Here is a 13,454-nt window from a genome sequence, read left to right as displayed (position 1 = left end):
TAATAAAACACTCTTTGTGGGAATGTTGAGCGCTGTATATAGCTTGCCCACTTTTGCGGCAGATTTATCGAGCCTCATGCCGCAAGAGCTAGCTGGTAGTAATATCGCAGCCCAGCAAGTCGCTGCCCCAGATGCAAGCATATTGCCAAGTCAATCTGTTGTGGGTTTATCGCCGAGTAGTTCGGCTAAATATGCAAGTACAACACGGATGTTTGGAGAGCAGCTATTCAAGGGTGCATTTGCCAGCTCGGCAGGTTCGACGTTTAACGACAGTTATGTTTTAAACCCTGGCGATAATATTAATTTACGCTTATGGGGTGCGTATCAATTTGCTGGAACGCTTACGGTCGATCCGCAAGGAAATATTTTTGTACCCAATGTAGGCCCTGTAAAAGTAGCAGGAACCACCAATGGTGGATTGCAAGCACTCATCACTAGCTATGTACGCAGAGTATATGTGGCCAATGTTGGTGTATATGCTGCACTTGAGCAGGCTCAACCAGTAAAAGTGATGGTCACAGGCTTTGTAAATCAGCCCGGTGCTTATGGTGGCGTCGCAAATGACAGCGTACTGGCATATTTAGACCGTGCAGGTGGCGTAGATCCGGTACGTGGTAGCTATGTTGATATTCGAGTTATGCGAAATGGTCAGCTTAAACAATATGTCAATCTGTATGATTTTTTAATTGCAGGGAAGCTTCAGCCCTTTAATTTTAAAGATGGTGATGTGATTGTGGTTGCACCACGAAGCCATACTTTTTCCATCAGTGGTGAAGTATTTAACGCATATGACTTTGAGTTTAACCGCCCAGAAATTACGGTTGCACAGGCCCTAACAGTGGCAAAAGTAAAGCCAGGCGCAACCAATGTCAGCATTATGCGCCGCCAAGGTACCGAATACCGTAGCGAATACTATACATTGGCACAAGCACAAAATGCTTTTGTAGAAGATGGCGATATTTTGACGGTAACCGCAGACCGCTACGCAGGCACAATTCAGGTGCGTGTAGAGGGTGCCCATAATGGCGCACACGCCGTGGTATTACCATATGGCGCCAAGCTTTCAGAAGTAATGAAGCAAATACAGCCAAATACACTTTCTGAAGTTCAAGCCTTGCAGCTGTATCGACCATCGGTTGCGAAACGACAAAAAGAAATGCTGAATGTTTCACTAGACAAACTCGAAGAAGCCACCTTTTCTGTACGCTCGACCACTCAAGAAGAAGCCAACCTCAGAACCAAAGATGCTGAACTGGTAAAACAGTTCATTGCCAAAGCGCGTTTAATCGAGCCAAAAGGGCAGGTGGTATTAAACCCGAAAGATTTCGATGATGTAATTTTAGAAAATGGCGATGTATTAAACGTACCTGAAAAAACCTCGGTGGTAATGGTGCATGGTGAAGTGACTTTTCCTAAAGGTGTAGTGTGGCAGCCTGATATGTCGGCGCAGTCTTACATTAATCAAGTAGGCGGTTTTACGCAAAAATCGAATAAATCAAAGCTGATTGTGATTCATCAAAATGGCGAATCTGAGCTGGTAAGCCGTCGTTATAAAATTAAACAGGGCGATGAAGTTTTAGTTTTACCTAAAATTGAAACTAAAACAGTTGAATTGGCCCGTGGGATAACGCAAGTACTGTATCAAATTGCGATTGCAGCAAAAGTGGCATTGGATATTTAAGTGTTTTTATAGGAAAATGTGTATGAAAGGCTTTCTAATTTCAGGATTTAATGAAACTGAAAATAATAAAATGATTTCTTTGCTTAATTTAGCTGGATTAAATAAACCTAATTCATCTAAATTTAACAATTTGTCAATTTTAGAAATCAATAATATTTTGATTAAAGAAAATGAAATAAAAAGAATAGAAAATTATTGTATTGGTGAAGTTTATAAAAGAAAAGAAATAAATAAGAGCTGGGGGATGTTAGGAGATGATTTAGTATTGGGAAATATTAACAATAATTGGACATGGTCTTGTAAAAACAATATTTTATTGCTTGACTATTGGCGTAATCAAGATGATATAAAATTTATTTTTATTTATGAGCATCCTTGTATTTCAGTTTCAAGATTGATTAAAGAAACCCAAATATCTGAAAAAATTGATATTGAAAATTTGTTTTATCAATGGAAAATTTATTATAAAGAGTTACTGTGTTTTTATGAATTAAACAAGGAAAAAACTATAATATTAGGGTTGGAAAATATATCCGATAACTATAAAAAATATTTAAATATATTAAATAAAAATTTAGATGTAAATTTAAATGAAAATTTTTATTTAGATAATTTTTTAGACAGTGGTGTTGATCAATTAGTTTTATATTTAACTTATAAATTATTTAGTGAGGATAGGTCGATTCAAAGTTTTTATAACGAATTACAAAAGAAAACAAGTTTTTCTTGTGGTCGAATTAATTCAAAAATTAATATAAAAGAAGGTATTGATTCATATTTCTCTTTATTAATAGAAAAAAATAATCTAAATTTAGATAATTTAAGCTTATTAGAAAAAAATAGTTATTTGGAAAATGAAAAGAAATATTTTCTAGAAAAAAAACTTATATTGAAAAAAGAAATTTTAAAACTTCAAGAATCAGTTTTTGATAAAATTGAAATTATCGATAAAATAGAAAATTGTAGAAAAATGGAAAGTGAAAAAAATTCAAAAAATATTGAAGATAATTTAATTTTAAGTGAAAAATTAAAATCTATTGAAAAAGAAAACTCAGTAAAAGAAAGTAAAATAAAAGATTTTCAATTGAAAAATCTTCATCTTTTAAATGAAAAAAAAGTATTAGTTGAAAATATCAGGAATATTGAGTCAAAGTTAAAAGCTATTGGCAATGAAATTATTAAGACTAATGAAAAATTAAAAAATGAAAAAGAAGCTAGAGCTAAGCAAGCAAATTTAGCTTTGGAACGTAGAGAAAAAATAAATGAATTATCTAAAGAAAATAAGATAATCTTTGAAAGATTAAAAAATATTCAAGAATGTCAAGAGAAAAAATTTCTATTACAAAAAAATGATTATTTGTCAGGTGAGTCAGATCTAATATTAGAATTTAAAAATCAATTACCATATAGAATTGGTAATCTGATAATAAATAACTCAAAAAGTTTAAAAGGTATAATACAAATTCCATCAAAAGTTATTTTTGAAAAGAACAATATAAAATCTAATAAGGTCTTAGATTTAAGTAATCTTGATGCTGAATCAAAAGAAAAAATTGAAAGTGTGAAAAACCATCTTTCATATAAACTTGGTGAAACGATTGTGGAAAATATGCAATCACCAAAAGGAATTATTAAGATTTTTTTTACTGTTCCTAAAGAAATTTTAATCTTTAAGTTCAATGAAAAAAATAAGAAAATTCGTGACGAAAATTTTTCTGCAAATTAAGAAGGTTGTAAATTAGATGAGTAAGACAATTTTTTCAGTAGCAAATAGTCATTTTTTAGATGATAAATTTAATGAGGCTTTCATTTTGTATGATTATCTGTTGACTCACTCAACGATTAAATCTAAAGAAATTCGTGAATTTTATGAATTTAACTTGAGTTTGACAAAAGAGAAAGTAAACAAAGAAAATTTTTATACCAACTCTAATGAGTTGATAAAAGTTTGGAGAGCTTTGCAAGTTTTATTTGAAACAAATGATAATGAAAATTTAAATTTCATATTAGAAATATTTGAGAATAAAATTAAGTCTGATTTATTTGAAAATGAAGATTTAGATATATTAAATGCATTAAATTATCTAAAATTAAATTTTAATCAAGATTTATTTTCATTAAAAAATAATATAAGAAATAAATATGATTCAACAGCTGAATATATAAAAAAATATGGAATTGAAAATAAAAATCAGCTGAGATTTAGTATAGATGATATGAAAGCAAAACTATGGGGAGGCTTTTCACAAGAAGTATTGCAGATTTTAGTCAGTAGTTTATCTAGTGGCAAATATGATAATAAATCAAAAGCTAATGCTGCTTTAATTCTTGGTAGATGGTATGCAGTTAATGAACAATGGGATTTGTCTGTAAAATATATTAAATTAATTAAAAAATTTGATGAAAGTATTTTTAGAAGAAAAAGAACAAAACTTTTATTGATTCAAAGCTTACTTAATAATGAAGATTATGAGTCTGCAAAAAGTATTGTTGAATTTGTATTGAATAAAGAATTTGAAAGTGATTATATATGTGCATTAACTAATATTAATTTTAAAGAATTCGGACACTCATCAGATAATTTAAGACTAAATGACTTAAATAGAATTTTTAAAAATTACAATTTATTAGAAATCAATAAAATTAAAGATGAAAAATATTTTTTTGGATGTTGGGATTATAATGTTTCTGAATCTTTCTTTATAAATGATGGTCCATTAATCTCAATATTAATGCCAGTATATAATTCTGAAGATTTTATTGATGTAGCAATAAAATCTATTATTAATCAGACTTGGCGAAATATTGAATTAATAGTAATTGATGATCAGAGTACTGATAAAACTTGGGAAAAATTAAAAGAACTAGAAAAAATTGATAGTAGAATTAAGTTATTCCGTAATGAAAAAAATATGGGCGCTTATCCTACAAGAAATAAAGCTCTATCCTTAGCTTCAGGTGAATTTATTACTGTTCATGATAGTGATGATTGGTCTCATCCAGAAATGTTAGCTAAACAAATTCAGCCACTTCTAGATAATATAGAAATCAAAGCTACTTGTAGTTTTATGGCAAGAGTTAACCCAGATCTAACATTTATTTTAAGACCTCAACGAGAAAATTTAGAATTTATCCATCGTAGCTATCCATCTTTATTAATAAGAAAAAAAGATATTGAATCTTTAGGTGAATGGGATAGCATTGCAGCAAATGCAGATGACGAATTTATACAACGATTAAAATTAAAATGGGGAAATGAGGTTATAATGGATGTTTTACCAAAAGTACCATTATCTCTTTTTTTAGTTCATGAAAACTCACTCACACAACAAAAGGGTACAAGTTTAAGTAGTTTAACATTTGGTATTAGGAAAACCTATGCAGATCAAGCAGCATATTGGAGAAAAAACATATCGTGCTTTGAAAACTTATCTATTCAAAGACAAAGTATGAAAAAACCTTTTCCAATTCCTCAAAACTTAGCTGCTAAAAATTGGAAAAGAAATTATGAATACGATGTTGTTATTATTTCAGATCTAAGTTTACTAGGAGGTACAAGACGATGCAATGAAGCATATATAAAAAATGCTGCAGATAACGGTTTAAGAGTTGGGATTTTCAATTGGCCTAGATTTGATTTAAAATTAACTAATATTGCAGATGAGTATCATGAACTCTGTTATCATGAAAATGTAGACTTGCTTGTACCTGAAGATGAGATTAATACCAAATTAGTTTTAATTCATCATCCTCCTATATTGAATTATGAGATTGATAATATACCAAAAATTAATACTGAAAAAGTTATGATTTTAGTAAATCAATCACCGATGCAAAGATGGAGTCAAAATCCATTTTATTATAACCCATCAAAAGTAGATGATCTTTGCGAGAAATTATTTGAAATAAAGCCAACGTGGATTGCTATTTCTGGTCGTGTTAAAAAAATCTTAGAAGGATTGAATGGCTATACAAATATTCATAATGAAATTTGGTATCCTCCTTACTCTTTTGACATAGATATGGAAAATTATCAGCTTCCTGAAAACTTTGGTTCAGAAAGAAAAATAATCATAGGTCGACATGCCAGAGATCATTGGACAAAATGGCCGCAAAATTTATCAGCATTGAAGGATGCTTATTGTGTTGATAATCCTCTATTTGAAGTAAATATTCTTGGAGGGCATCAAACTCCCCAAAAAATGTTGAATAAAACGCCTGAAAATTGGAATATCTTTGAGTTTGATTCTGTAAATGTAAATGAATTTATAACTCAGTTAGATTTCTTCTTGCACTTTGTTAATGAAGATTATATTGAAGAATTTGGCAGAAATGTTATGGAAGCCATGGCTTTAGGTAGAGTAGTAATACTACCAGCTGAATTTAAAGATATTTTCTTAGATGGAGCAGTTTATTGTGATTCCAGTGAAGTTGCAGAGGTATGTTTAAATTTCTGGAATAATCCAAATCTATATATTGAGCAAATTAAAAAAGGAAAAAGATTTGTAAATGAAAATTGTTCTAAATTTATTGTAAAAAATAAATTAACTAATGTTTTAAAATGATTATAATAAGCATGATATTTTATCATGCTTTTCTTTTAGGTGATTTTTTGAAAGTGAATACCTTTTTATGGTCAAGTGATAAAGTTAATCAGATTGAAAATAATCTGATTGGCTTTATTTTTTCTGAAAATGATTTTATATTCTCGAATAATGGGCTTGAAGAGTATCTTAAAATAAATTCGGGTAAGAATTTATTTAATAGCGAAAATGGAAGATTTGCATTAACATTACTCTTAGATAATCAAATAATTATTAAGTCTGATTTTTTTGGTCAGGAAATAATTTATTATTATTTTGATGAAAATGAATGTAATTGGGCTATTTCCAATTCATTTTATGAATTAGCGAATTTTGTAAAGCGTAAAAATTGGAAAATTAATTTATATCTACCCTCTACAGCCCTGTATCTAATGCCATTTGATGGTTTGTTTAGTGCTCAACTACAATCCCATAACTCAATATTAGACAATATAAAAATATTACCTTTGGATAAATACCTGATAATAAAAAATGGAAATTTAATTATAAAAAATAAAGAAAAGAAAATTGTAAACTATAATAACTATCAGGAATTAATTGAAATTTTTATACAAAAAGCACATGATCGAATGTTAGCGTTTTCAAGTTTGGTTGATAACAATGCTGTTGTTGATTTATCTGGAGGTCAGGACAGTCGATTAGTTTACGGACTTTGTACAAAAACGCATAATCTTTCAACTTCTGTTAAAGTTCGTTCTAATAAAAAAATGATTGATGATTTTAATGTAGCTAATATCATCATCAATGATTACAATATAAATATGGGTTCAATTAAATTTGAAGGTAATAAATTAAATGGATTTGATGAGTTTGAGTTATGGAAACATGCTAATGTTGGCATATATAAACCATTATATTTACCATTAACAAAATCTCCTCGTAAATTAGTTCAGTTTGATGGTGCAAATTTTTTAGCATCCGCGTATTTGAAAAAAAACCCCCAAGATAGATTAAATTTTTGGAGAGATCAATGCAAGCCTAAAAGTTTTGAACTTATTGAATCAGAGTTTAAAAATTCATTTTTACAAATTAATCATGATTTCTCTTCTACTAATGCTATGGAAATGCATTATCTGAATTATAGAGCAAGAATTCATTACGGTCGTTCATGGTATAGAAATCTATGTTCAATTGTTCATTCTCCAATTATGTGTACTGAATTCCATAATATATGTTCATATGGTGAAATTTTAGGATATTCAAAAAATAAGATAATGTGTGATGTTATAAGAGTAATTGATAAAAAATTAATTCATTACTCATTTTCTAATGAAAAATCTAGATTTAGTGAAAGTGACATTGAGTATTCATTATTATTGCTAAAAGATCATCAAGTAATTGATAAAAAAATAAAAGTTTACGGTTTTATAGATAGCAATATCAATAATGATCTATATGAAAACAAAGAAAATTTTAGAGATAAAAATTTTTTTGAGATTACTTCTGAAAAATTGTTAAAGTTTTCACATAAAGTCAGTGAGTTGGATTTATTTTATAGTAAAGATGAAATAAAAAAATTGAGTAAAAATTTTAGTGAAAATAGTAATCCTAATGATTTATTAAAGGTATCTTCAATTGTAGGAACTGGATTAATTATTGAGGAAATTTTAAATGGATAAAATTGTATTTAAAGCTAGTTTGATATTAATCATATTTTTTTGCTTCAATATGAATCTATTAGCAAATTCAGATCAGATTCAATATGCTGATGGCAAACTGTTTCAAGTAGATATTGATGTTCATAATAGAAACGGAATTTGTAAAGGTACTGTTCAATCGGGTATAGAACCAATTTTAGGTGTTAACTCTTATTATAAGCATATTGTTGAGCGATGTGCTAACAGAGCTGAGATTAGTATGAAAAAAATGAAAAAAAATATTAATTATTGGCAAAAGTGGTCATTATATATACCTGATAATTATTCATTTCAAGCCTCTGGAGCTCATATATTTTCTCAATGGGCTGCTTATCCCAAGAATCCTACGATAAATTTGCCATGCCAAGGTATTGGTCATTTTATAGCACTAAATCGAGACAATAAAAGTATTGAATATAATTTGCAGGCTTCAAATAATGATACAGGTAATGGTGGAGGATTTTGTAAGAAGTTTACCTTAATAGCTTACAATCAAAACTACAAAGGTCACTGGTTGGATTTTATACAAAATGGAAAATGGACAGGCAACTCAGATGGATATATTAAAATATGGGTGAGAGTAAGAGGATTAAGTAATTATAATTTAGCTATGGATTATAAGGGTGTTACTTGGTGGAATGACCAAAATTCTGGTCCATATTTTAAAATGGGTCTTTATAAAGGTATTTCTAATTGGAAAGGTGGTAATTCTCCAGCAATCGTTATGACAACATCATATGAATTATTTCGAACCAATGATAATATTTTTAACTCATTAATTAATAATTAATGAAAAATCTTATTGGTTAAATTTTAATTTTTTGTGGTATATTATATGTAAATTATATTTACACTAATCTTTATGGGTTTTAAATGAAAAACATTACGATTGCTGGAACTGGCTATGTTGGTCTGTCTAATGCTGTTCTTTTAGCTCAACATAATCATGTTATTGCGTATGATATTAATGAAGACCGAGTAAGTTTAATCAATAGCGCTGTTTCACCTATTGTAGATGCTGAAATATCTGATTTTTTAAAAAATAAACAATTAAATTTAAGTGCTACTTTAGATAAAAATAAAGCATTTAGTGATGCAGATATCATTATTATTGCTACACCAACAGATTATGATACAGAGTCTAATTATTTTAATACTTCAAGTGTTGAAGCTGTAATTGAAACGGTCTTAGAAATTAATCGTGATGCATTAATTGTGATTAAATCTACAGTTCCGGTTGGTTATGTAAAATCTGTGCGTGAAAAATATAATCATAATAATATTTTGTTTTCTCCAGAGTTCTTACGTGAAGGTAAAGCACTTTACGATAACTTGTATCCATCAAGAATTATTGTAGGCGAAAAATCAGATCGAGCACTTCAATTTGCAGAGTTATTAAAATCGGCTGCAATTAAGCAAGATATTTCAGTATTACTTACCGATAGTACCGAAGCCGAAGCAATAAAACTTTTCTCAAATACTTATCTGGCTATGCGCGTTGCTTACTTTAATGAGTTAGACAACTATGCTATGTCACATGATCTAAATGTAAAACAGATTATTGCAGGCGTTTCATTAGATCCGCGTATTGGCGAACATTATAATAATCCTTCCTTTGGTTATGGAGGTTATTGTCTGCCTAAAGATACAAAACAGCTTTTAGCTAACTATAAAAATGTGCCTCAAAATTTGATTCAGGCCATTGTGAATGCCAATGAAACACGGAAATTATTTTTATCAAAAGATATTTTGGCTAAAAATCCTAAAAAAGTAGGTGTTTACCGTTTAATTATGAAAGCGGATTCCGATAATTTTAGGGCAGCAGCTATTCAAGACATTATGACTAATTTAAATCGTCAAGGTGTAGAGCTCGTTATTTATGAACCTGTTTTAGAGGTCGATGAATTTGAAGGTTACAATGTTTCAAAATGCTTTACTCATTTTGTAGAAGACTGCGATCTTATTTTAGCAAACCGTTTAACAGATGAATTAACCGCATTCTCACATAAAGTGTATACTAGAGACGTTTTTGGAAGAGATGCTTAGGTTTAAATATTGAATTGGTTTGAGACTTATAAAGTATATCGTTTCATTAGACAGTCTCGTTTTGCAGAAGCCCTAGCATTAGATCATAAAAATCAATATGTTAATCCAGCTTGGCTATATTATCGATTGGGTATGTATGAAACTGCATTTCAACAGGTTTCTGCATCAGACTTTCAAACGTTGTTTGCAAAAGTAGTTTCTGCTGCAAATATTGGTTTGCATAATGAGTCTCAATTTCATTTAAATGAGCTATCTGATAAATTTTCAAACAAAGTTCATTTGTTGGCTTCACCATTGGCGACTTATGCGCCTTATACAGCGCTAAAGATTTTACATAAAAATCATTTAAAGCAAAATAATCTTTATTTAGCTTTACTGAATAATCTTGACTCTAGTGAGGCAATTAATTTTTTAAAGAAAAATGATTTTTCAAATTTAATTAAAAATTCACCCGATGCTCTTTTATTAAAAGCAAATATACAAGCATGTACATCTAAAGAAAAATTAAATATGTTAAACGATTATTTAAATTTTTTTAGTTTATCAGCTATAAATATTAAGTCTAATGAAGGTCAATTTAATATTAATAATTTAAAAAGTAAAATTAATAGTCAGAATAAACACAAAGACTATCCATGTGTTTCTATTATTGTGCCTACCTATAATATAGAGGACAGAGTTGAAGCATGCTTGGAAAGTTTAATTCATCAAACTTATCCTCATATTGAATTGATTGTAGTTGATGATGCAAGTACTGACCAAACGTGTATTAAAATAGAAAATCTTTCTCAAAAATATTCTCAAATTAAGCTGATTAAACTGCCAATCAATGTTGGTCCGTTTGTTGCAAAAACAATAGGCGCTCACCATGCTAAAGGCGAATTTATTACTTGCCAAGATGCAGATGACTGGGCACATCCACAGCGTATTTTTAATCAAATCATGCCATTACTAAAAAATAAAAAATTGGTGGCTAGCACGTGCCAATGGGTTCGTTTATCTGATCATGGTCAGTTTTATGCGAGGCAAGTCTTTCCGCTTACGCGATTTAACCCGAGTTCGCCTTTGTTTAGAAAAAAAGAAGTTTTAGAAAAAACAGGCTTATGGGATTTAACACGTTTAGCAGCCGATACAGAATTTATTACAAGACTAAAATTAGTTTTTGGTCGTGAAAAAATTATATCGATTAAGCAGCCTTTGGTTATTGGTGCACATCGAGATAATTCTTTAATGACAGCCTTTGAAACTGGAAATTTAGAAAATAAAATTTCACCCATTCGTTTAAAATATTGGGAATCTTGGGGATACTGGCATATTCAGCAATTAAGAAAAAATGCACCACTGGTTATGCCATCTTTAGTTGATTACTCACCACCATTTGATGCACCTAATGAAATTGTGAATGCATCTCAATCGTTACATTCACTAAAACATTTTTTTACTAGTATTGATGAATCTTAAACTATGTATAAGCTGTCTGTGGGCATGAGAAAAATAAGAAATTTGCAGCAATTCTTAAGTCAGAATGAACAATACCTGTACCACTGTTCTGAACTTTATTTAGGGTGGGGGCGCAAAAAAAGTTTTTTTGATGCGCTTAAAGCCGCACAGCGTAATCATAAAAACTGTATTTGCCTTGAAGATGGTTTTATCCGCTCAATGGGCTTAGGTAAGCAGGGATATACGCCTTTGTCTGTGGTGGTCGATCGTACAGGCATCTACTTCGATGCAACTGCTGTATCTGATCTTGAAAATTTGATTCATCGTCCAGAATTACCAGCACAGATTTTGCGTGCAAAGCGTGCAATTCAAACCATCTTAGACTTTCAAATTACCAAATATAATCTTCGTTATGATCCAATTCAGCCAGATCAATTCAGCGAATCTAAAAATATTTTAGTCGTCGATCAGACTTTCGGTGATCAATCGATTCACTATGCAGGTGCATCTGCCGAAAGTTTTCGCGTGATGCTTAAGCAGGCGATACAAGACCATCCCGATGCATGTATTTGGGTTAAAATACATCCGGATGTATATGCAGGTCGGGCAAAGGGTCACTTTGACCTGCAAGATCTACAGCATCCCAATATTCGTGTACTCACATCTAATCACAATCCGCTTGAGCTATGCCGTTATATGCAACAGGTGTATGTGGTGAGCTCTCAGTTAGGCTTTGAGGCTTTACTTCTGGGTAAAGTTGTCACGTGTTTTGGGGTGCCATGGTACGCCGGTTGGGGGTTAACTGATGATCAGCATGCACCCATTCATATTTTGCAGCAGCGCAGACACCTTTCACGTTCAGTCGAACACCTGTTTGCCTGTGCTTATTTCGATTATGCCCGTTATGTATCGCCTGTATCAGCTCAGCGTTGTGAGTTAGAGGATATTCTTGAGCTGCTTATCCCTAATCTTGAGTTTCAAGGTCGTCTCCATCACTCTAGTGTTGCACTGTATGGCTTTAGTCGTTGGAAACGTAAGTTTTTGAAAGACTTTCTGGATTTTCCTAATCTTCAGTTACGTTTTTATCAATGGAAAAAACCAAATCCAGAGCAGCTCATCTTGGCGTGGGGCAGAAAAGCAACACTATTGAAGCAGCAGGGATACTTAAAGGTTTGGACAGTTGAAGATGGTTTTGTGCGTTCAATTGGTTTAGGCGCCAAACTCATTCGGCCGTTTTCTCTGGTGGTGGATGATATTGGAATTTACTACGATGCAACACAGCCCTCACGGCTTGAAATGCTACTCAATTCAGCACATTTGACAGATAGGCAGCGAGAGCGAGCGTTGCAGCTGCAACAGGTGCTCGTTCGAGAGCAGTTGACCAAGTACAATGTGGGAAGTCAGCAGCTTTTAAAACGTGAATGGATGACCAAGACCCAGCAACGAAAAATTTTGGTCGTTGGGCAAGTAGAAGATGACCTCTCGGTACAACTAGGTGGTGTTGGCATTAAAACTAATCTTGATTTGTTGAGTGCTGTCAGAAAATCACATTCCGACGCTGTAATTATTTACAAACCACATCCCGATGTAGAGGCTAATTTACGTAAAGGGAAGCTCGATTCAACGTTAGTTTTTAAATATGCAAATGCAATTGAAACCGAAAGCAATATTTTACAACTCTTTGAACATATCGATGAAGTCCATACTATTAGTTCACTATCCGGATTTGAAGCATTGCTTAGAAATATTCCGGTTCATTGTTATGGATTACCATTTTATGCAGGTTGGGGATTAACCCAAGACTTGTATCGCTGTGAAAGAAGGCATCGACAGCTAGATATTTTAGAGCTCATTTATATTAGTTTGATCGAGTACCCTTTATATAATCTACCACAAACAAATGCGATGCAATTGGCATTGGCTTGTCCCGAACATGTGATTCAGGCTATGATTCATCACCGTGAAACGAAGTCATCAGTACTTTATCGCGATTGGGCATCTCGAATTTTTACGGCTTTCCGTAGGTTTAAAATCAAATCTTAAGGA

8 protein-coding genes are annotated in these 13,454 nt (G+C 31.4%); all 8 read left to right on the top strand.

Features of this window, described 5'->3' with window-relative positions; all coding sequences use genetic code 11:
* Positions 1-22 precede the first annotated feature (22 nt).
* The 8 genes from KCV09_RS11460 to KCV09_RS11425 all read left to right on the top strand — a co-directional run bounded on the left by KCV09_RS11460 (position 23) and on the right by KCV09_RS11425 (position 13,451).
* A complete protein-coding gene (locus KCV09_RS11460; protein ID WP_212515773.1) occupies positions 23-1,681 on the top strand; it encodes a polysaccharide biosynthesis/export family protein in 1,659 nt (552 codons plus the stop codon).
* A gap of 22 nt (positions 1,682-1,703) precedes the next feature.
* Positions 1,704-3,407 (top strand): coiled-coil domain-containing protein, encoded by a 1,704-nt coding sequence (locus KCV09_RS11455; protein WP_212515174.1) that lies wholly within the window; start codon positions 1,704-1,706, stop codon positions 3,405-3,407.
* Positions 3,408-3,423: 16 nt separating this feature from the next.
* Complete coding sequence (locus KCV09_RS11450; RefSeq protein WP_212515173.1) at positions 3,424-6,246, top strand: glycosyltransferase family 2 protein; 2,823 nt, start codon at positions 3,424-3,426, stop codon at positions 6,244-6,246.
* Between the two features lie 11 nt (positions 6,247-6,257).
* Entirely contained in the window at positions 6,258-7,904 is a 1,647-nt protein-coding gene (locus KCV09_RS11445; RefSeq protein WP_212515172.1) for a hypothetical protein, read from the top strand.
* Positions 7,897-8,712, top strand: coding sequence for a heparin lyase I family protein (locus KCV09_RS11440; RefSeq protein ID WP_212515171.1), 816 nt, complete (start codon positions 7,897-7,899; stop codon positions 8,710-8,712). Before KCV09_RS11445 ends, KCV09_RS11440 begins: the two co-directional genes overlap by 8 nt.
* Positions 8,713-8,795: 83 nt before the next feature.
* Positions 8,796-9,968: a nucleotide sugar dehydrogenase gene (locus KCV09_RS11435; protein ID WP_212515170.1), complete on the top strand. Its 1,173-nt coding sequence runs from the start codon at positions 8,796-8,798 to the stop codon at positions 9,966-9,968.
* Between the two features lie 9 nt (positions 9,969-9,977).
* Positions 9,978-11,429 carry a glycosyltransferase family 2 protein gene (locus tag KCV09_RS11430; RefSeq protein ID WP_212515169.1) on the top strand — a complete coding sequence of 484 codons (1,452 nt, stop codon included), beginning with the start codon at positions 9,978-9,980 and terminating at the stop codon, positions 11,427-11,429.
* Between the two features lie 3 nt (positions 11,430-11,432).
* The gene (locus KCV09_RS11425) at positions 11,433-13,451 is read left to right on the top strand and encodes a capsular polysaccharide biosynthesis protein (RefSeq protein WP_212515168.1); all 2,019 of its coding nucleotides are present in this window, start codon (positions 11,433-11,435) and stop codon (positions 13,449-13,451) included.
* Positions 13,452-13,454 lie beyond the last annotated feature (3 nt).

The sequence above is a fragment of the Acinetobacter soli genome (genome assembly GCF_018139125.1).
In the GTDB taxonomy this organism is placed as follows: domain Bacteria; phylum Pseudomonadota; class Gammaproteobacteria; order Pseudomonadales; family Moraxellaceae; genus Acinetobacter; species Acinetobacter soli.
Note: the sequence above shows the minus strand (reverse complement) of the source record. Positions and strands in the feature narration are given on the sequence as shown.

Excerpts from the sequence above, each read along its gene's own strand:
- KCV09_RS11450 (WP_212515173.1), top strand. The coding sequence starts at position 3,424 with ATGAGTAAGACAATTTTTTCAGTAGCAAATAGTCATTTTTTAGATGAT.
- KCV09_RS11460 (WP_212515773.1), top strand. The coding sequence starts at position 23 with ATGTTGAGCGCTGTATATAGCTTGCCCACTTTTGCGGCAGATTTATCG.
- KCV09_RS11435 (WP_212515170.1), top strand. The coding sequence starts at position 8,796 with ATGAAAAACATTACGATTGCTGGAACTGGCTATGTTGGTCTGTCTAAT.
- KCV09_RS11440 (WP_212515171.1), top strand. The coding sequence starts at position 7,897 with ATGGATAAAATTGTATTTAAAGCTAGTTTGATATTAATCATATTTTTT.
- KCV09_RS11445 (WP_212515172.1), top strand. The coding sequence starts at position 6,258 with ATGATATTTTATCATGCTTTTCTTTTAGGTGATTTTTTGAAAGTGAAT.
- KCV09_RS11455 (WP_212515174.1), top strand. The coding sequence starts at position 1,704 with ATGAAAGGCTTTCTAATTTCAGGATTTAATGAAACTGAAAATAATAAA.
- KCV09_RS11425 (WP_212515168.1), top strand. The coding sequence starts at position 11,433 with ATGTATAAGCTGTCTGTGGGCATGAGAAAAATAAGAAATTTGCAGCAA.